Genomic DNA, 19,112 nt, shown 5'->3' on the forward strand with positions numbered 1-19,112 from the left:
AATAAATTATGTACTATAAAATATTAATCTATTCATTAAGTTGTATTTTAATTTCAGCATGTAACAACGACGGAAAACGTATTGAATATTACGACAATGGAAATATTCGCCATATAAGATTTTTTAAAAATGGCAAATTAGACAGTCTATTTCAGAATTTCGATTCTACTGGAAAACTCACTTTGGAATTGCATTACAAAAATGGTTTATTAAACGGTTATGATAGAACGTATAAAAATGGAAGATTAAAATCTGAAAGCTATTTTGTAAATGATAATGAACACGGCATGGTACGTTCATGGTATGAAAATGGTCAACTCCAATGCAATGATTATAGAATCGATGGATATGGGCAAGGAATAGAAATACATTACTATAAGAATGGTAATATATTTAGTGAAGGCCAAAACAAAAACGATGCAAGAACTGGTCTTTGGAAATTTTATTATGAAAATGGTATTTTAGAAAAAGAAGGAATATATCAGGATGGACATGAATCAGGGGTTTGGAAATTTTATAATAATGCAGGACAATTAATTAGTGAAAAAAATATACACTAAACAAATATTTGTACTTTAACGAATCCTAAACAACTATCTTTACAAACCACATAACAATACTGCATTATGGTAATTGAATGGAAAACAGTAAAAGAATTCGAAGACATCACCTATAAAAAATCAAACGGCGTAGCACGTATTGCTTTTAATCGTCCGGATGTGCGCAATGCTTTCAGACCTAAGACAACGTCTGAGTTATATGATGCGCTCTACGATGCCTATGAAGACGCTTCTATCGGAGTAGTATTGTTATCAGCTGAAGGGCCATCGTCGAAAGACGGAATCTATTCTTTCTGCAGTGGTGGTGATCAAAAAGCCCGTGGAGCAAAAGGGTATGTTGGCGAAGATGGCAGACATCGTTTGAATATATTAGAAGTACAACGTTTAATCCGTTTTATGCCGAAGGTTGTGATTGCAGTTGTACCAGGTTGGGCAGTTGGCGGTGGCCATAGCTTGCACGTTGTATGTGATCTGACACTTGCCAGCAAAGAACATGCAATCTTCAAACAAACCGATGCAGATGTTACCAGCTTTGATGGCGGTTATGGTTCAGCCTATTTGGCTAAGATGGTTGGACAGAAAAAAGCGCGTGAGATCTTTTTCTTAGGAAGAAATTATTCCGCACAGGAAGCATTTGATATGGGTATGGTGAACGCTGTGATCCCGCACGACGAACTTGAAAGTACTGCATACGAATGGGCACAGGAAATATTAGCGAAGTCTCCTACTTCTATCAAGATGTTAAAGTTTGCGATGAACCTAACAGATGATGGCATGGTGGGGCAACAGATCTTTGCAGGTGAAGCTACACGCTTGGCTTATGGTACAGACGAAGCTAAAGAAGGCCGTAATGCATTTCTTGAAAAAAGAAAGCCCGACTTTGGTGACGTTGGTTGGGGACCTTGTTGATCTAAAAAAATGAATGTTCTATTTCTTCCTTATTCAGAAAAATAGAACATTCAATAATTTATAATTCATTCTTTAAATCATTTATATGAAACACCTTTTTTTGATCAGTATATTCGCATTCATATCTATCAACCTTTTTGCACAAGACAGTGCTCCTTTAGCAATTTATACAAAAAGCTCTCATACGCTATATAGAAATTGCTCTAATTCAGTTTCAGTTAAATTGCAATTACCTTGTGATCAACTCAAAATATCCAATGATAAAATTTCATTCGTAGCCGGTAATTCTAAAGTTATAATTGACAGCATAGAACGCAATCAATTTTACTTATCGATCATTCCAAATGTAACAGCAACATCATTAACATTACAAGCCTTTTCAGATGCCAATCTTGTAGCAGAAACAACATTCATCATAAGAGACCTTCCTCCTCCAAGTATTCATATATATACAGGCGGTAAAGAAATTGATATCAAAAACAGTTTATTTGGCATTCCTAAAAATATTTCTATAAAAGCATTGCCCAATGAATCTATAACAGAAATATTTGGTGTTGATGCACAGTATGCCGTTACAGATTTTGAAATTACATTTTCAAAAAAAGGAACAACTTTATATAAGAAAGTAATCAAAGCAAACAACATTGATCTAACAACAATCAATTCTATCAATTCTGCTGACCGGATAATTATTCTAATAAATGAAATAAAAATCCTTACGCCCGAAGGCAAACTAGAAACAATTCGTTTGGGAAATTCTATACTGGTTATACCAATCGACAATTCTTATTAGTCTATTTTTAGCATTCAATTTAAGACATGGAATATCAATATAGTAGTATTAATTTTTTTTAATGATACATACTTTATAAGCTACAACATACATGTTTAAACATTGATTATATGGACGCTGTATAATAGTCATATAGCATCATACAGCATTTTTATAGCTGTAATAGATTTAATTTTAATTATCTTTGAACATGTGTTTATCAAAAAATATTTATCTGGCTGATGACGATGAAGACGATCGTCTTTTTTTTCAGGATGCATTATCTGCAGTCTGCAACGACGTAAATTTGACTATTGCTAAAAATGGTATTGAATTGATGGATATCTTATACCTTCCACCGTCTCCGCTACCGGATGTTATTTTTTTAGATTTGAATATGCCAACAAAAAACGGTTTTGAGTGTCTGGAAGAAATAAAGAAAAATGAAACATTGAAACACTTGCCGGTTATTATATTTTCAACAACCGTACAGGAAGAAGCCGTTAATAAAGTGTACAAAGAAGGGGCTAATTTTTATATCCGCAAACCCGACAATTTTAATCAATTGAAGAAAATTTTAAAAAAAGTGCTTACGATTGATTGGCTGAAAGAAGTGAAGCAAATTTCAAAAGAACAATTTATTGTTTCTATAGCTTAATATATATAGCTTTATATAAAGCTATACTCTTTCATCCATGCATTCTTTAGAACTTGACTTTGAACAGGCCAAAACACGCCATTTGTTATTTAAAACAAGGTTAAAGTCTATATTATATGGAGCAGAGATTGACGAACAGCCTGTTGTTTCACATATTGATTGCTCCTTAGGCAAATGGATCTATGAGCATGCCCTGCAATCATACGGACATATTCCCGAAACCCATCAGCTGGAACATGTTCATACCACTATCCACGCTCTTGCAAAGGAATTAATAAGCTTATATAAAAACGGGAAGATTGAAGAAGCACGTTGTGGCCTCATTAAAATTGAACGCATTGCTGATACGATTCTATCGTTACTTACAACAATTGAAAGGAAATTAAAGCAGAGCAATTATCCAGCTTCTTCTGTAGATGCATCGAACGAACTATTAAAGAACAATTACAAAGAACTTTTAGAACTTCATTCCACCTTACGCGAACTGGATGTACGCATCAGCAAGCAAGCTGAAGCATTCTCAGCAACACAACACCATGTCGAAAACAAACTGCGCAGTCACTTCAGTCATGCTCCCGTAGCAATCTGTATTTTGCGTGGATCTGATTTTGTTATAGAACTTGCCAATGATCTGTATTTAGAATTGGTAGATAAACAATCGGATTTTATTGACAAAAAATTATTTGACGCATTACCTGAACTGGAAGGCCAAGGTATACGTGAAATGTTGAACGGTGTACTGAATAGCGGGACTCCTTTTATAGGAAATGAAGTAGAAGTAATTCTGAATAGAAATGGTTTTCCGGCAACAGCCTATTTTAATTTTATTTATAAATCACTGGAAGATGCAGATAGCGTTCCGGGAATAATGGTTGTATGTTCAGAAGTAACAGCTCAGGTGCTCGCTAAAAAGTCTCTCGTTGAAAATGAACAACGATTAAATATTGCAGTGGAAGCAAGTTCCTTAGGTACTTATGAAGTGGATCTAAAAACAGGAGAATTTATTAACTCAGACAGACATCTCGAAATATTTGGATTTGCTCCGCAAGATAAACCGAACCATCAGGATCTGATAAACTTTGTACATCCCGATGATTTGTGTATTCGTACAAAAGCTTTCAACATAGCATACCAGACATCTAAACTTTTTTATGAACTGCGTATCATCATGCAAGATGGCTCTATCAAATGGATACGTGCCAGTGGCAAATTGTTTTTTGACGATAAAAATGTACCTGAAAAAATGTTCGGTACAACAATAGATATCACAGAAGAAAAACTGGCTGAAGAAAAAATACGCAAAGCTAACGAAGTACTTGAAATTGCATTGCAATCTGCACAGCTCGGTACCTATGAGCTGAATATCAAAAGTGGAAAAGCAAATTTCAGTAAACTGTGTAAAGAGATCTTCGGATTTGATTCGAATCAGGATGTAACAATTGATCACATCCGTGCAGCAACATATCCCGACGATAAGGAAATTACGCGTTTACATATGCTGGATGCGCTGACCAGCAAACGTAATTACGATGCAGAATACAGAATCATAACAGCAGATAGCTCCGTGCGATGGGTCTCAACATCCGGCAAAGGCGTTTACGACGAAGAAGGCAATTTAAAAAAACTGATTGGGGTAATGGAAAACATTACCGATAGGAAAAATGCCGAAGAAGAATTAAATCTCAGCGTTCAGAAATTCAGATTGCTGGCAGACTCCATGCCACAATTTGTATGGACAGGCGACACGGCAGGAAATTTGAATTATTTCAATCAATCTGTTTTTGATTATGCTGGACTCACTCCCACTCAGATTTATTTAGAAGGCTGGCTTCAGATTGTCCATCCGGATGATAGAGAAGAGAACATTAAAAAATGGATGCACGCCATTGAGACCGGAGAAGATTTTTTATGCGAACATCGATTCAAAAAACACTCTGGAGAATACCGCTGGCAACTGAGCCGTGCCATTGCACAACGCAATAAAGCTGGTGAGATCCAAATGTGGGTTGGTACCAGTACAGACATTCAGGATCAGAAAACCTTTGCTCAGGATCTTGAAGCACGAATCAAAGAGCGTACAAAAGAATTAAAGAATGCCAATTTAGAATTGGAAAGTATGAACCAGGAACTCCGCTCCTTCGCTTATATTTCCAGTCATGATCTGCAAGAACCCCTGCGCAAGATCCAAACATTTGTCAGCAGAATTCAGGACTCTGATGAAACAATGCTTTCACCTGAAGGTAAAACGTATTTTGAACGCATTCAGCAATCCGCACATAAAATGAAAACGTTAATCAACGATCTGCTTACCTATTCACGAACAAGCGCTGCAGATCGGATTTTTGAACGCACCAATCTCAATCTTCTGCTGCAGGAAATAAAAAATGAATTTACGGATAGTTTAAAAGAAAAAAACGGAACATTGGAAATTCATGCCCTTGCGGAAATGAATGCGATTCCTTTCCAACTGAGACAACTCTTCATCAATTTGATCTCAAACGCACTGAAATTTACCAAAGAAAATACCCCTCCGCTTATTGAAATATCATCTTCTTCAATACTTGGCAAAAATACAGGCAACGAACATGCCCATGAAAACGAGTGGTATCAACAGCTGACTGTGCGGGACAATGGAATTGGTTTTGATTCAGCATATAAAGAAAAAATCTTCGAAGTTTTTCAACGCCTGCACGCAAAAACAGAATATGAAGGAACAGGCATTGGCTTGTCTATCTGTAATAAGATCGCACAAAACCACAATGGTTTTATTACTACAGAATCAGAAAAAGGTAAAGGAGCAACCTTTCATATTTATCTGCCAATGAACCTGCAATAAGAAAAACAACAGGTGCTTATTTAACCCATTTTTTTGCAAACTAAAAGGAATACATTCATTGAAAATGTCTGAATCAGGATTAAAGAAATAAATATACTCTTTAATCCTGATTCAGAGGAATTGTTATATTCTCTTCATCACACCGTATAACAGCGTATTTCCCTTTCCTTTATAAGAAACTTTCATACCTGTTTCAGTTTGAATAATGTACAATCTGATATTTAAATCATCGCCTTTACTAAAATCAATATAATACGCCCCGTTGGTACTAAAGGAATTTATTTTATAAAAACATTTTATTGTTTTTCCACTTGTAAATTGTACTTCAGCAAAATCCGTATCGATCAAATTTATTTGCACCAATTTATCTGTATTAGTTAGCTTATCAACTACCAGACCATTACGTGCAGTGTCGCCAATCACTTTATAACCGGAAAGATTAAGTCCCCAAACACCCATTAAATCTTTTGCATTAGAAGGCTGCACTTCGTTCCCTCCAAACTCTTCAACAAAATATTTTAGTTTAGCAATTTCATCTTTTTGTGCAAGATTCTGAGTATTGACGCGGCTAAGAGAATCATGAAGCAGCTTGGTACCAAGCACTGTTGAATCTCTTCGCGTTAAGATAGAATCCAGAATCTTAGGAAAATCGGCAGGCTTAAAATTATAGCGTACAACTTTTTTACGGATTTCTTTATACACGATTGTGTATTGCGAAACAGAGTCTAGATTTTTCTTCAGTAAAACATTTGCCTTCTTCAAAGAATCTATTTGCAACAATAAATCTGATTTACTTTGGCCGAATACGCTACTTGAGCAAAAAGTAATAAATAACGCGAGTGTAATAAGTTTTTTCATATAAAGCCCGTTTGATTTTTTCTAATAAAAATATTCTCCTTTTGTTTCACCTAATTTAAAAAACTTTCTAATAAAACAATTTTAAGTTACCCATAAAGATTGTTTCGTGCAACAACAACGCTTCCGTTTCCATAACTTTATTAGCGCCGGATTATCGGCCATATGGTTTCGTATTCATCTTGTCAACAAAAAATGGTTTAACTAATAATCAAATGCATATTAAATAATATTCATTGCAGAAATATATATGGGAGAACTGCTGATTTTTTCCAGTTCTTCTTTCGGAATATTTTTAAAAGCAGCAACAACATGTGCAGGAATATTTTCTTTCAGTTTATCCATAATTCCCCAATTACCCGCTGCTTTTAATTTATGATATAAAGCAGATTCGGAATCCATCCATAAGAGTCCGGTGTTGACTTTTAAAGAACTACACACGCTTTCCATCAATGCAAACAATTCCTTTTCATGACCGTCTTTAATATACACTCCATCAAAAGCTAAGAACCGAAATTCTCGTGGATTAAATAACCTTCTTAACACAGGAATGTGCGGAAGAATTTTAATAATTACTTTGCCTGCCAAACCAGACAAACTCCGGATCACCCAATGTGCTGTGTGTACACGAACACCTGCGAGTATTTCATTTTCCTTTTTCAGAACATAATACGAATCATCACAAAATTTCGGAGTAAAATCAGTCAGCAAAAAATCTTTATAGCTTTCTTTCAACAGATCAAGCATTGTTTCTTTATCTGTTGAATCAATCAAGGATACATTTTTATCTTTCTTAGGATATAATCTACTGAACGTAAGTGTTTCAAAACTCCGGAGTTTTTTAAATCCAATGTACTTAAGAAGTTTTTGTGAGCGAATATTGGAAGCATCTACATACGCATAAAAAACAGATTGGACCAGAGTATGTTGTTCGAAATAATTTCGGATATGTTTTAAGATCATGCTTCCGAAGATTCCACCTTGCTTTTGTTTATCAATAGAAAAATATCTACTGTACCAGAAGTCATATTTGTTATTATTCACCGACATAGTTGTTTTAGAAAAACAACAAGTACCGATTACCTCATCCTGTTTTTGCAAACTAAAAAATAAGGGATCAGGAACCTTCTGTATATTCTCTTCTGTATCCTGATGCTGATAGACTGTTTCCTTCGTACCCCAAAGCGTATGCTTAAGCAACGAAATCACAGCCTGATCGGGTTTATGTTGAAGGATTATTTTATAAGGATGTTTTTCAAAAATGGTATTCATAACATAGCATTGGCTGAATCAAATATGTCGGGATATTATTTAAAAATCAACAACATATGCTGTTATTTATCTTGTATGGATAATGCAAGTAATTAACATCATACTGTAGTTGGTTGTTGGCCAGAAAAGGCAAGACAGCGAGTTAATTTGTGGTTAGGGAAGAATCAACTATGCCATACATAAATAAAAAGAGTCTCAAGAAAACTTGAAACTCTTTAAATGTCGGGGTGGCAAGATTCGAACCCAAGCTTTAATATCGTTGATAATCATTATTTTAACAATACTCACTTTTAACAGGTAACCGAATAGGTCACTATGTTTTTGTGCTGTTATAGAACGTTTTGGTATCACCTAGATGACCTATATAAAGGTACAAAATTGCGAAGATTAGAACTACAAAAGAGGTCAATTTATCTCAAAAAAAATGTAGCAATTTGCTATAATGTGAAGCTGAAAAATCAGATGTTTTTAATCGGTGATGTACGTTTTTACCAGCTCAGCATCAAGGCCTACATAATTTGCAAATTCTTCAATGCTTACGAATTGATGTTGGTCCTTTTTCAATTCTGCTTTTAACTTCCTTAAAAGCTTTCTACAATACCTCTCGCTTTTACCGGTAATCCGCTGCACATCCTTAGGATAAATACAACTTCGCGTTAATTCCATACTCTATGTATGCTTTATCTATGCTTCATCTATGCATGAAGCATAGCTTTACACAAAGTTAGAAGTTATTTTGATAAGGCATAATGGACTATTTCGGAACAAAGTGTCTAATAGGTACCTAAGCGGAACCAAGCATTTGAATGCTTTAATTTAAGCCTTTACTATTGCCATATGTTTAACTAAAAAATTATTCTTATGGCAAGACAAAGTGGAATTTTAAAACTTAAAGGTACTATCGGAGGTATGACCTTTTACAAGACATCTTTAGACGGGCATCTTGTGCGCGAAAAAGGTGGAGTAAGCGGTGATCGTATTGCAAATGATCCTGCATTTATCCGGACAAGAGAAAACGGTGAAGAATTTGGCGCTGCAGGTCTTGCAGGTAAATTGCTTCGTGATACGTTGCGCGCACTCATGCAAAGTGCTTCTGACAGTAGAGTAACATCCAGAGTGACTAAGGCCATGATGGATATCCTAAAACTGGATATAGCAAGCGCCCGAGGGAAAAGAACACCTTTCAGTGGTTTGGCTACAGCTCAGGGTAAGGCTATTTTAAAAGGCTTTAATTTCAACTTGAAAGCAATCCTTGGTAGTATTTTATACAAGCCATACACGGTGAATACTGCTACGGGAGAAATAGCAATTCCCAACCTGGTGCCGATCAATGATATTGCTGCTCCGGCTAAAGCAACTCATTGTACTATCAAAGGAGCTTTTGCAAATATAGATTTTGCAACAGGCATTTTTGATATTCAGTTTAGCCCTCCTGAAAATCTTCCTCTTGATGGAGCTTCAAGTAATATTTCATTGGTTCCTGCAGCTGTACCTGTAGGTACTGGTCTTCAATTTTATTTGCTTGAGATTGAATTCTTTCAGGAAGTAAATGGACAACAGTATTCATTGAAGAACGGTGCATTCAACTCTCTGGCAATTGTAGAGGTTATCTAATGGAACTTCAGTTATTAAGAAGTTATTTTCCTAATGGGACCAATGGGGAATTATGGTATGGCGGGCAATTGATTTGTCATACCATAGAACTCCCTTGGTTAAATAACCAACGCAATATTTCTTGCATTCCGGAAGGAGTATACAAACTCCAAAAGCGCTTCGTAGAAAAATTCCAATGGCATTTGGGACTTTATAAAGTACCTAATAGACAATTGATTTTAATTCATCCCGCAAACAATGCGAAACTACAATTACGGGGATGTATTGCTCCAGTTACTAAATTAGAAAGCCCTGGCATAGGAAGCTTTTCTCGAGAAGCGGTAAAAAAAATAAATGACTTAGTTTTTCCTATCCTAGATAAAGGAAAAGAAGTCCAGTTAAAAATTTCTGTTAAATCATTAAATTCCTAAAAATCATGAATATTGTTGACAGAGCAAAAGCTCCTACCCCTAAATTCTTCAAAGTCCTGCGCGCTGTAGGCTTAAGTGTTGCCGCTGTTGGTGGTTCACTCCTAGCTGCTCCGATCTCTTTGCCCGCCGCCTTAATTACTGTAGCAGGATATCTAACATTGGCAGGCGGTGTTATCACTGCGGTTAGTCAAACTGCTGTAGAAAATGAGTAATCATAGCGGACACAACGGCACTGTGTTTGGAACCATTGGCGGAACTCTACTGAGCATTATGGCTAATATAAATTTAGAAGATGTGACCAGGACGGTTTTGCTGGCCACCATAGGTGCAGTAGTCAGTTTCGGTGTATCACTATTACTCAAAAAAATAACACGGTTAATTAGTAAATAAGGAGGCGCTCGCCTCCTTATTTTTTTTATATTTTGCCTACTCTTCTATTTTTCTTCTCATTACTTAATACATGTAAATGTACTTATTCAGAACCATTATAAATTACTAAATAGGCTTATTATTTAATACTTTTTAGTTCCATATATCGATACCTTTTTGTATATTTATATCATTAAACGCCAAGAATAATGATAGCAAATGTAACAGCAGAAAGCAACAAGGTTGCGGAATGCAAAGAATTAAAGATAAGACCTCTGTATAGAAAAAACCGCTATAGCGAGAGTATTGTCCCTGAAATACGTCTTAATGGCAAGTGGCTCTCCGATTTGGGTTTTGAACAGGGTAAGAAAGTACAAGTAGAATTTGTTAAAGGCCAAATAATACTTCGTATTGATGAACCGCTATAATAGATTATTGCAAATTGAAAGAGTATTGCTGCAGGAGGAAGCCAGACAGAAACGTCTGGCTAAAAATACCGAACGAAGGCCTGAATTGAAGAGTATGTTTTATAAAGATATTCTTTCCACTTCCTTCCCTGGCGATTCAACCGTGTTTGAGAAATTAGAAAAACGCAGACATGCATTATTGAAGCATGGGTATGTTGATACGAGTGGGAATGTAACGGAGAAAGGTCTTGACGCTTTGATAAGAGAAGTAATAAAGGTAATACGCACTAAACATAATTAAGCCTTACAAATATGCGGGCGCCAGCCCGCATATTTAATTTTCCAGACTATGAAAAAATCTATTGAGATCGTAAGACAGTATAGAAAATTTCTTGAGCAAATCGAGGGAATGATTAAAGCCTCCGGGCTAAAAGACAAGTTCATCTTTGAAAAACTCGAAATGTCCAAAACCAATTTTTATCGCCGGTTAAATAAGCCCGAGTTGTGGACGTATGACGAGCTGGAAAGACTGTTCGAAATACTCAAGTAAATGCAAGGATGCTTCTGTCTCCCCCCAACTAACAAATGTAAAAGCTTTTAAAAATGCACTGGCGCACTGCCCCCCGAAGGTTCAACAGCAAGGGAAAAATTAAAGTGCAAGGGCAAAAAGGCAACAATAAAATATAAGATTTATGCCTTAATTCAGGTTGCCTTTTTGATTTATTTTCCCTTGCAATTTATTTTTTATCCTTGCTAAATTACGCCAGTGCATTTTTAAAAGTTTTTACGCCATACGCCTGTGGCTTGCGCCTTGTCTGAGCGGAGCGAGTAGCGCATACAAGGAATGTTTATGGCCAAACTACTATTACTTCTTTGAGAAAATATTAATGGCCTTATTAATCTGTGCGAAGCACGCCTTGTGCAGCCTGGCGGGATTTTTTGCTCCGCACCCGGGAGCGTTTGGCGTGCGGATTCGCAAAAAGCATGACAGGCTGCACACGTGGGGTTGAAGGGGCAACAAGCCCCTTGGAGATACTTTACATAATGTTCTTATATGACAGCTTTGGATTTGCGGGGAGGCTCGCGCGGCTGTTCGTATAAGACCCATTATGTAAATGTAGCGTTGTGATGGATAATCTGATGGTAGATGTGCCAGGTGACCTTTGCGGCAATTTTGTGTGCCTCTTGTATTTTTGTTTTCCCGGCAACTGTTTCTGCACACAAAAGGAAAGCCGCAATGAGAGCCTGGCCAGCTACCAGCAGAATTGGGTGGGAAGGCTGACTGGCAACATAGAACATCAGCATACAATAATTGTGTTGTATGTTGCCAGTTTGCCTTTGCGTGGGCGGGTGATTAAGCGAGGGATTAAGACAAGCTTTGGCTTGTGTGTTGGGTTTGTGTGGCTTGACTTAATGCCTTGCCTGTGCATAGGTTTTTGAAGAGGATTGCTTCTAACAATAATATTTTCAGTATCTTAGGTTTATTATTTAACCCTTAGCCAAGTTTTTATTATGGAAATCTTAGCACATAACATCAAACCCGGACCAAAGCCAAAGAAAGAAGATGGAACAGACGACAGAAGAAGACATGTCGATCCACCAAATAAACCAAAGCACCCTACTTTACCCATACACAAGCCTAAAAAATAGTAAAGCATTTTAAAATTACTTAACGCCTATTGATTTTCAATAGGCGTTTTAATTAAATTGCATTTGTAAGCATTAGATTGGCGTTTAATGATTACATTTTAAAGAACAGGCTCCTTTGGAACCTGTTCTTTTTAGTTTATTTTTTTGATAGACTATTATTTAACCAGAAAGAGATGAAATTAATTGACTAAAATTTTCATGAATTTTTTTTTCTATATCCTGAATTTGAACAGATCTATTATTACTTAAATACTCAAAAATAATCGAAATATTTTTCGGTCTTATTGGCATACCATTATGCTCAATGAATGGACCATCACTTTCTGTTAACAAATGATTCAATGGAATTCGTTTGATAATTTCTTGTCCCGATTTTGACTTTATCATTGCGGTATTTATAGAAAAATAAAAACCAGCTTTTACAATTTCATCGATCAAAGTAAGTGGACCAGAATACCAATGAAATATTGCTGACTTAATATTATTTTCAATAAGTAACCTTAACACTTCTTTTTCTGCTTTCCTAGAATGAATACTCAATATTTTCCTCTTACCTTTTAATTCATATAGAATTTTGTTAAAAGTATCTAATTGAATATTTTTTGTAGCTATTCCTTCTTTTGAAAAGTCCAATCCTATTTCACCGATATAAGATGTTTTAGATATGTTTCTTATGAAACTAGGAAATTCTTTTTTATGTGATTCAGCTTGTAAAGGATGCATCCCCAGAGCTAACCTAACTCTTTTAAATGTAATTAAATGCTTAATTCCTAACTCAAAGTGACTTGGAAGATTCGTCATTCCAATTGTAATAATACCTAGCTGCTCACATTCATTTGCCAATTGCAAAGGATTATTATACATATCAATATGACAGTGTGTATCAATCATTGAATGCCTGCTTTATTTTTTATTGTTGAACTCCCTATACTATTAATCCATTTCTTCAACTCACTTCTTGTTCTCTTCATAAGATTTACATAATCATCAATTTTTATTATGTCATTAATACCATTTGTTAATAATTCATCTCTAATTTCGTTATCCGAAAAATCTTTTCTAATAAAAGAAAGGCAAGCATTAAAGTCTTGCCCTTGTTTTGAAAGTAAGAAAGGCGTTTGCACTTTTCTACCAGTATTATTTTTGTTAATAGAGTTTCCATATTTCGTTGTATCTAAAATGTCTTGCAATGCCGCTTGCCTATAAATACAGGGCATACATACGCCACAATGATCTCTATCTTTAATACTCCAATTGACTCGATGCCCTCTTTTCCCACATGAATTAGAGTATATTACAACTAATTTTAAAAAATCTAGATCTTTACAATTATTTACCATTTCACCTTTAGTACATAAATCATAAGGATTTTCAACTTTATTATTAATGCCAATTTTATCTAACAATTGATTTATACCTTTTAAGTAAGTTGGATGAGTCGTTCTAGTACTACATGAACCTCGTCTAGATGCACTCAAAGGAAAGTTGAGAGAGACTGTGCCATTTTCTGGAACCATAATGGATGCATTGCTATATGTACCGGCTAATAGAGCAATTCCTATAAATAAAAGAGAGCGACTTCTAAATGTCTTTTCCTTCTCAATATTTGAAGTACTTAAACTAACACTAACTGAAGGGATAAAACTAAATCTTTCAGGATACTTTTCATTTAATTTTTCTCTAAGTATTATTTGTTCTTGCCGAGCACTAATATGAGGATCAAAGTGAGATACGAGCATCAATTTTTCCTGATCATGCTCTTTCAAAAAATCTATCGCCCCTATTAATGAATCTAATCCACCTGAAAATAAATTTATTTGTGCAGATTCATTAGGGATATTCTGCATTGTTACAATGGGAAGGTTTAATGTATTAACCTTAAATTCTATTTTCCAATGATCACCAGTTAAAAAAGAAAGTAGCTGTTCTAAATGCAAAGTAGATGTAGCCCAAGCTTGCATTTCATATACAGGTAAACTAATATGTAATTCTCTTGACCAACCATCTATAGAGTTTGCATGTCTTTCAATAAAACGATCTATACCATATATAAAACTTGCTATCAAAAAAAAATCTAATGCTTTTTTATTAGTCGGATTCACATATGGCAATAAATCTTCAAATGCTATCTCAATTTTAGAAGTACCATTTAATTGCGAACAAATAATGTCTGACTCTATTATATTCTTACTATTTATCGTAGGGACACTTACGTTTATTTTCATTATTCCTCAATTTTAATTATAGAATCAAAAATCTTTTCAATCTCATTTTTACCTTCTTCTCCAGCCCAATCCACATTAGATATTATTCTGTTTTCATTTAATCGAGCTACTCTACCCATAATATCCTTTTTTATTAGATCAAATGTTTCCTTTGAAATAGCTTCACCTCGAATTTGTGAAATTCTTTCTTCCAATCTTTCTGAAAGATATTCAAATATGTAGACACCAAAAAAATTACATAAAATATCTGAAAGCATTTTATCATCTGCAAAACCACTAAAAAGACTATTTAGATTAGTAAGATCATCATTAGCATTTACTTCTATAGATCTTAATACTTCGCAAATAGCTTTATTTGCAGCTGTCTCATCCATTCCTACAGCAGCATCTTTCGTACAATAGGTAATTAAATAATCTATTACATTTTGAACTGTTTTACCAGTTAAGCTATCGAAACCAATTTCTTTTAAAGCAGATTCAAATCCATTAACACCAGCACTTGAAAAAAAAGTGGCCATTTTTTTTGAGGATCTTAACCCTGCTCGTCCTATTGCACTTGATTTTCCCGAACTTATATTTTTGCTACCGCCACCTATTCTAACAAGTCTATCAAATATCGCTTTTATATGATTATCTCTACGTTTTATCAGATTAGCATATTGTTTAGCTTGTTTCTCAATTTGTTCTGGTGTACCACTTTCTTTCTCATTTTCCTTTTCTTGAATATTTTCTATTGTTTTTGCAGCACTTGTAGTAGAAGATGTTAAACTCCCCCAATTAGGTTCGTTCTTAACGCCTGAACTGATTCTTTGAGTAGTTCCCATTAGTTTTGTTTTAAAGCTTTACCTATTTTTGAATCAGATGTAAACGCATCAATCGCTGTCTGAACTTGAGGATTTTTCTTGAGTGCAGTTTTTAATTCATTATGCAAATTATATGGAATTGCTTTGTTATCAATTTGCTTAATTATCCTTGTATATGTTTTTACAGCATTAATAATATTTTGTTGCATTAATTCAATAAACACTTTATGGATTGATTCATTATTAGCATTTTTCAAAAGTTCTTTTTCCAAAAGAGAAAAAAGGCTATCTAAATCAGTTTGATTATTTATAGTATTAACTTCTTTTGTTACTGTCGTAGTTAAAATTTTACCCGACCCATGTCCTATTAATTTTTTATAGAGAGATCGTATGTATTCTGGTATTAAAGAAGATCCGCTAATAGTACTAGTCAATTGGTCTCTTGAAATCCAATAGTAATTTCTCAAATCAACTTTAGAAAGCTTTGGCTCTACTTTAAGCCATTTTAAGATCTTATCATTTGACCATTCAGAATATTTTTTTTCTTTAATCTCTTCCTTATCGTCTTTTGAAGCAAGCTCTTCAAGTTCGATAATTTCTTTAGGCTCTCCTTGTTGAGTAGCCTGCCACTCATAAAGTTTTTTAAACAAGTCGGGATTAGAATATTCCAGAACCATTAATTTTGCCAAAATATCTATTTTAAAATCTGAAAATTTAGCAACTGTTACTAGTTTTCTACGCAGTGTAAATGTATTTAGAAATCTCTTGATTTGTCGAGGATTTCCATTTAACCCTTCCGTAATTATGGAAGACAAGGAGGCTATCAGTGAAACACTATCTCCTAATTTGGATTTTTGCTCTTGTTTTATAATGTCTTGTAAATTTCCAAAGCCGAATACACTATGTCTGTCCTTTTCTCTATGTATACAAAATGCCTCATATACATTTTTAAAATCTTCTTCTAACTCTTTTTTACAGAAAAGAAGAGTCATATATGTTTCGACTTCACTATCAGAAAGTTTTGGAAGATTATAAGGCAATTGTATTAACTTTTCTAAATAATCGCTTACTATTCTTTTATTTCTACTATTGGGATCTTCAGAATTTTCAATTGCATCTGTTTTATATCTATATTCTATTGCATGACGAACTATTCTAGGATCTGCACCAATTATAAAGGCTGTTTTAGGCACATTCAAAAATAATTTAATGGCTTCAAGATTTTCTATAATGCGTTCTGGTGTACATCGATCAAGATCATCTATAATTACAACAAGCTTTTTAATTTCTGAAGCTTTAATCAACGCTTCAAAATTTTCTCTAAATTCTCTTACTGTTGTGCTAGTATCTTCTTGCGGTTGCTTTTTTATAATATCTTTTAGAAATTCTTCCCCCTGACTTCCAAGCTTGTCTGATAAATCTTTAGGGGATAAACTTGACAATTGTTGTAAAAGAAATGGAGCAAGAGACACTCCTCCTGTAAAATATGCAGTACCAATTGGAAGTGCAATATTTTTAAAACCTAAACCTAAAACCCTCATCCAATTGACAGATTTCAGCAGTTTACTAGTTTTATCTTTTACTTTATTGCCAATTGTTTTATGCTGTTCAAATTTTTCAATTATTGATTCTAATAATGCAGCTTTAGCATCATCATACCCTTCAAAGACCCAGCCGTTAAAATACAAGACTAAGGTATTATCCTTTAACTCATCATCCTTTCCGGACAATTGTTCAGTTATAATTTTTAAAATACTAGACTTTCCACTTCCCCAATCTCCAAAAACTCCAATTGTGATAGGAAGAACTTTGTCATCATTTATGACATCTATTAATAGATCTGCATGTACTTTGAAACCTAGTAAATCTTCTGATGTTTCGTTATCTGCCCACATATTTATTTTATCTTAAAATATTTTTTCTAATAATTCCACTAAGTACTCTTTTACCTTTTCATATTCCGGCAATTGATCCTTAGCTATCTGATGCGCTAAGCTGTTGTTCCAGGCTGCCTGTAAACTTTTATCATTGTCTGCATTAATCATTTGATCAATGCCGGTAAACTCAAGGCCTTTAAATGCCATCTTTTTGTGAAAGGCTTCTGCAATTTTTGTCCAATCCAAATCTTGTACATTGTTGGCCAAATACCAGATATCATAGAAGTCCCGTGGAGCGGTGTAAGAACGCTGTATAAGCGCGCGTAGCTTTTCTGATAGTACTTCTGAGATTGCATAGCAAGGTATTGTTTGAGTAGCATCCAATAACGTATCTGAGTACGCATGAGATACCTGCTTTTGCACCACAGGGAAAAGCATGGTTTCGTATAAAATTATTTCAATCTTAATACTGGTTGTCCATCGGTCTGGTGCTGGCGGCGCCTGATTTTTAATGTGGTCTGCACCCCAGAATTTAATGAGTGCAGCATAACCCGTTAATGTATCTTTGTGTTTAAGAGGTTTCAGTTCCTGAACATGTAATGGAACGCCTGTTCGCTCCGTTACCAATTTCATTATTCGTGCAAGTAATTTTTTATCCAATACAAAATCAGGATTAACAGAAGTAAAATCAAGATCTTCGGAAAAACGATAATCCGGGAAATAACATTTCTTCAGACAAGTTCCGCCTTTAAATATCAAGCTTTCTCTGCATTCCGGAATAGAGAATATAGCGTCAAGGAAGTGACCCAATACCCAGTCTTTGTCTATGGTACTTTTAGCTACTCTCTTTTCTTCTGCCAGCTTTTCTATTTCTCGTTTAAGTATCATTAGTATTGTTTATTCGTAATGTCTAGTATTTCTTCTTTGGTAATGTTCAATCGTAATTTCCACTCGGCCACAAAATCGCCTTTTTCATTGCCTTGCGGATCGAACAGGTTGTACTTTGTGTTTACTTGTTCTTTGGCGTAGCGAATGAATGCTTTTAAGCCTGGTTTATCTAACAGTTCTGCCAAATAACCCATCCGTTTAGTAGCAGCAATGTTATTAATAGCTTTGCTGTAAGTAATCATACTATCGGAAGAAAGTTTGGCTTGATTGAATGCTCTTAACAATTCTGCATAACCTCCGGAATATTGAGGAAGATCAAAACAATCTACGATGGTTTTATCGATGTCTGTAATAAAATACTCATGACTTCCATGGCCTTCTTTACTAATACCTACTCTCTTATTGTTCGCAATCTTTATAAATTTGTATGATGTACCAAAAATGCTTTTATCTTTTTTTAAATGAGTAGTTTGAATAAATACCGTGTTTGAAAACTGTTCGGTTAAGCCATATCTATTCAATGCTGTCCAATAAGCTACTGCTCCTAATTGAACTACAAAAGTTCCTATTGCTAGTTCGTCTCTGAAATTGGCTCTACAATATTTACCTCGTTCTATTCTCGATAATATTTTTTTATGGACGAGATTCTCTACTATTTCATTCACATCAGAGAATCTTTTTCCAACCAATTCTTCTATGTCGAGTAAGCTAAAAATGTCCAATTCTTCCTCATCCAGCATCAGAATGAAGTCTATTTGCTGTTGTGTTAGATTTTCAGATATATATGTACTTCTAGCCATTACCTTTTATTATATGATAAACCCTAAAAATTGGGGTTTATCGTTTGTCAATAGGTAAATTTAATAATTATTTAGTTAAAATGACAAGTAATTGATTATAAAAATATTAATAGCCAAATTCAAGAAAATAATGGTACTATATAGATTTAACAACAAAATTGAAACATTCGTCTTTATTTACCCTCTTTTTCAAGTATTGAGATCTTT

At 34.7% G+C, this 19,112-nt stretch carries 20 protein-coding genes; 11 read left to right on the forward strand and 9 right to left on the reverse strand.

Annotated features, from left to right (window positions below):
• Positions 1 to 8: 8 nt before the first annotated feature.
• The 5 genes from A3EE_RS0113275 (at position 9) to A3EE_RS0113295 (ending at position 5,735) form a co-directional block, all read left to right on the forward strand.
• Positions 9 to 560, forward strand: a complete 552-nt coding sequence (locus tag A3EE_RS0113275; RefSeq protein ID WP_018343934.1) for a toxin-antitoxin system YwqK family antitoxin — start codon at positions 9 to 11, stop codon at positions 558 to 560.
• A 66-nt stretch (positions 561 to 626) separates the two neighbouring features.
• Positions 627 to 1,469 (forward strand): 1,4-dihydroxy-2-naphthoyl-CoA synthase, encoded by an 843-nt coding sequence (locus tag A3EE_RS0113280; protein ID WP_018343935.1) that lies wholly within the window; start codon positions 627 to 629, stop codon positions 1,467 to 1,469.
• Positions 1,470 to 1,554: 85 nt separating this feature from the next.
• Entirely contained in the window at positions 1,555 to 2,262 is a 708-nt protein-coding gene (locus A3EE_RS0113285) for a GldM family protein (RefSeq protein ID WP_018343936.1), read from the forward strand.
• Between the two features lie 190 nt (positions 2,263 to 2,452).
• The gene (locus A3EE_RS0113290) at positions 2,453 to 2,899 is read left to right on the forward strand and encodes a response regulator (RefSeq protein WP_018343937.1); all 447 of its coding nucleotides are present in this window, start codon (positions 2,453 to 2,455) and stop codon (positions 2,897 to 2,899) included.
• Between the two features lie 37 nt (positions 2,900 to 2,936).
• Positions 2,937 to 5,735: a PAS domain-containing protein gene (locus tag A3EE_RS0113295; protein ID WP_018343938.1), complete on the forward strand. Its 2,799-nt coding sequence runs from the start codon at positions 2,937 to 2,939 to the stop codon at positions 5,733 to 5,735.
• Positions 5,736 to 5,858: 123 nt separating this feature from the next.
• Here A3EE_RS0113295 and A3EE_RS0113300 read toward each other — a convergent pair whose 3' ends face one another.
• From A3EE_RS0113300 to A3EE_RS0113310, 3 genes are all read right to left on the reverse strand, one after another.
• A complete protein-coding gene (locus A3EE_RS0113300) occupies positions 5,859 to 6,593 on the reverse strand; it encodes a hypothetical protein (protein WP_018343939.1) in 735 nt (244 codons plus the stop codon).
• Positions 6,594 to 6,812: 219 nt separating this feature from the next.
• Complete coding sequence (locus A3EE_RS0113305; protein WP_018343940.1) at positions 6,813 to 7,862, reverse strand: GNAT family N-acetyltransferase; 1,050 nt, start codon at positions 7,860 to 7,862, stop codon at positions 6,813 to 6,815.
• Between the two features lie 468 nt (positions 7,863 to 8,330).
• Complete coding sequence (locus tag A3EE_RS0113310) at positions 8,331 to 8,528, reverse strand: SMC-Scp complex subunit ScpB (RefSeq protein WP_026209765.1); 198 nt, start codon at positions 8,526 to 8,528, stop codon at positions 8,331 to 8,333.
• 195 nt (positions 8,529 to 8,723) lie between these two features.
• Between A3EE_RS0113310 and A3EE_RS0113315 the strand changes: the two genes are divergently transcribed.
• The 6 genes from A3EE_RS0113315 to A3EE_RS21985 all read left to right on the forward strand — a co-directional run bounded on the left by A3EE_RS0113315 (position 8,724) and on the right by A3EE_RS21985 (position 12,312).
• Complete coding sequence (locus tag A3EE_RS0113315) at positions 8,724 to 9,476, forward strand: hypothetical protein (RefSeq protein WP_018343942.1); 753 nt, start codon at positions 8,724 to 8,726, stop codon at positions 9,474 to 9,476.
• Positions 9,476 to 9,886, forward strand: coding sequence for a DUF5675 family protein (locus A3EE_RS0113320; RefSeq protein WP_018343943.1), 411 nt, complete (start codon positions 9,476 to 9,478; stop codon positions 9,884 to 9,886). The genes A3EE_RS0113315 and A3EE_RS0113320 overlap by 1 nt, the downstream gene beginning before the upstream one ends.
• A gap of 5 nt (positions 9,887 to 9,891) precedes the next feature.
• Positions 9,892 to 10,098, forward strand: coding sequence for a hypothetical protein (locus A3EE_RS0113325; protein WP_018343944.1), 207 nt, complete (start codon positions 9,892 to 9,894; stop codon positions 10,096 to 10,098).
• 366 nt (positions 10,099 to 10,464) lie between these two features.
• On the forward strand, positions 10,465 to 10,683 hold the full coding sequence (locus tag A3EE_RS0113335) for a SymE family type I addiction module toxin (RefSeq protein WP_018343945.1): 219 nt from the start codon (positions 10,465 to 10,467) through the stop codon (positions 10,681 to 10,683).
• On the forward strand, positions 10,670 to 10,963 hold the full coding sequence (locus tag A3EE_RS0113340; protein ID WP_018343946.1) for a hypothetical protein: 294 nt from the start codon (positions 10,670 to 10,672) through the stop codon (positions 10,961 to 10,963). The genes A3EE_RS0113335 and A3EE_RS0113340 overlap by 14 nt, the downstream gene beginning before the upstream one ends.
• A gap of 1,211 nt (positions 10,964 to 12,174) precedes the next feature.
• Positions 12,175 to 12,312 (forward strand): hypothetical protein, encoded by a 138-nt coding sequence (locus A3EE_RS21985; RefSeq protein ID WP_018343949.1) that lies wholly within the window; start codon positions 12,175 to 12,177, stop codon positions 12,310 to 12,312.
• 159 nt (positions 12,313 to 12,471) lie between these two features.
• On the opposite strand, the gene A3EE_RS0113360 is transcribed toward A3EE_RS21985, so the two are convergent.
• From A3EE_RS0113360 to A3EE_RS0113385, 6 genes are read right to left on the reverse strand one after another with little or no spacing between them, the layout of a single operon-like run.
• Positions 12,472 to 13,203: a TatD family hydrolase gene (locus A3EE_RS0113360; RefSeq protein ID WP_033418044.1), complete on the reverse strand. Its 732-nt coding sequence runs from the start codon at positions 13,201 to 13,203 to the stop codon at positions 12,472 to 12,474.
• Positions 13,200 to 14,537 (reverse strand): Qat anti-phage system QueC-like protein QatC, encoded by a 1,338-nt coding sequence (qatC, locus tag A3EE_RS20680; RefSeq protein ID WP_018343951.1) that lies wholly within the window; start codon positions 14,535 to 14,537, stop codon positions 13,200 to 13,202. Before qatC ends, A3EE_RS0113360 begins: the two co-directional genes overlap by 4 nt.
• On the reverse strand, positions 14,537 to 15,361 hold the full coding sequence (locus A3EE_RS0113370) for a hypothetical protein (protein WP_018343952.1): 825 nt from the start codon (positions 15,359 to 15,361) through the stop codon (positions 14,537 to 14,539). The genes qatC and A3EE_RS0113370 overlap by 1 nt, the downstream gene beginning before the upstream one ends.
• On the reverse strand, positions 15,361 to 17,235 hold the full coding sequence (locus tag A3EE_RS0113375) for a KAP family P-loop NTPase fold protein (protein WP_018343953.1): 1,875 nt from the start codon (positions 17,233 to 17,235) through the stop codon (positions 15,361 to 15,363). Before A3EE_RS0113375 ends, A3EE_RS0113370 begins: the two co-directional genes overlap by 1 nt.
• A 12-nt stretch (positions 17,236 to 17,247) precedes the next feature.
• The gene (locus tag A3EE_RS0113380) at positions 17,248 to 18,105 is read right to left on the reverse strand and encodes a nucleotidyl transferase AbiEii/AbiGii toxin family protein (RefSeq protein ID WP_018343954.1); all 858 of its coding nucleotides are present in this window, start codon (positions 18,103 to 18,105) and stop codon (positions 17,248 to 17,250) included.
• Complete coding sequence (locus tag A3EE_RS0113385) at positions 18,105 to 18,905, reverse strand: type IV toxin-antitoxin system AbiEi family antitoxin domain-containing protein (protein ID WP_018343955.1); 801 nt, start codon at positions 18,903 to 18,905, stop codon at positions 18,105 to 18,107. Before A3EE_RS0113385 ends, A3EE_RS0113380 begins: the two co-directional genes overlap by 1 nt.
• Positions 18,906 to 19,112 lie beyond the last annotated feature (207 nt).

Source organism: Cytophaga aurantiaca DSM 3654 (assembly GCF_000379725.1).
In the GTDB taxonomy this organism is placed as follows: Bacteria; Bacteroidota; Bacteroidia; order Cytophagales; family Cytophagaceae; genus Cytophaga; species Cytophaga aurantiaca.

Coding starts and splice junctions, on each gene's coding strand:
- A3EE_RS0113290 (WP_018343937.1), top strand. CDS start 2,453: ATGTGTTTATCAAAAAATATTTATCTGGCTGATGACGATGAAGACGAT.
- A3EE_RS0113320 (WP_018343943.1), top strand. CDS start 9,476: ATGGAACTTCAGTTATTAAGAAGTTATTTTCCTAATGGGACCAATGGG.
- A3EE_RS0113325 (WP_018343944.1), top strand. CDS start 9,892: ATGAATATTGTTGACAGAGCAAAAGCTCCTACCCCTAAATTCTTCAAA.
- A3EE_RS0113310 (WP_026209765.1), bottom strand. CDS start 8,528: ATGGAATTAACGCGAAGTTGTATTTATCCTAAGGATGTGCAGCGGATT.
- A3EE_RS0113380 (WP_018343954.1), bottom strand. CDS start 18,105: ATGATACTTAAACGAGAAATAGAAAAGCTGGCAGAAGAAAAGAGAGTA.
- A3EE_RS0113375 (WP_018343953.1), bottom strand. CDS start 17,235: ATGTGGGCAGATAACGAAACATCAGAAGATTTACTAGGTTTCAAAGTA.
- A3EE_RS0113285 (WP_018343936.1), top strand. CDS start 1,555: ATGAAACACCTTTTTTTGATCAGTATATTCGCATTCATATCTATCAAC.
- A3EE_RS0113280 (WP_018343935.1), top strand. CDS start 627: ATGGTAATTGAATGGAAAACAGTAAAAGAATTCGAAGACATCACCTAT.
- A3EE_RS0113370 (WP_018343952.1), bottom strand. CDS start 15,361: ATGGGAACTACTCAAAGAATCAGTTCAGGCGTTAAGAACGAACCTAAT.
- A3EE_RS0113360 (WP_033418044.1), bottom strand. CDS start 13,203: ATGATTGATACACACTGTCATATTGATATGTATAATAATCCTTTGCAA.
- A3EE_RS0113340 (WP_018343946.1), top strand. CDS start 10,670: ATGAACCGCTATAATAGATTATTGCAAATTGAAAGAGTATTGCTGCAG.
- A3EE_RS0113335 (WP_018343945.1), top strand. CDS start 10,465: ATGATAGCAAATGTAACAGCAGAAAGCAACAAGGTTGCGGAATGCAAA.
- A3EE_RS0113385 (WP_018343955.1), bottom strand. CDS start 18,905: ATGGCTAGAAGTACATATATATCTGAAAATCTAACACAACAGCAAATA.
- A3EE_RS0113315 (WP_018343942.1), top strand. CDS start 8,724: ATGGCAAGACAAAGTGGAATTTTAAAACTTAAAGGTACTATCGGAGGT.
- A3EE_RS0113295 (WP_018343938.1), top strand. CDS start 2,937: ATGCATTCTTTAGAACTTGACTTTGAACAGGCCAAAACACGCCATTTG.
- A3EE_RS0113300 (WP_018343939.1), bottom strand. CDS start 6,593: ATGAAAAAACTTATTACACTCGCGTTATTTATTACTTTTTGCTCAAGT.
- A3EE_RS21985 (WP_018343949.1), top strand. CDS start 12,175: ATGGAAATCTTAGCACATAACATCAAACCCGGACCAAAGCCAAAGAAA.
- qatC (WP_018343951.1), bottom strand. CDS start 14,537: ATGAAAATAAACGTAAGTGTCCCTACGATAAATAGTAAGAATATAATA.
- A3EE_RS0113305 (WP_018343940.1), bottom strand. CDS start 7,862: ATGAATACCATTTTTGAAAAACATCCTTATAAAATAATCCTTCAACAT.
- A3EE_RS0113275 (WP_018343934.1), top strand. CDS start 9: ATGTACTATAAAATATTAATCTATTCATTAAGTTGTATTTTAATTTCA.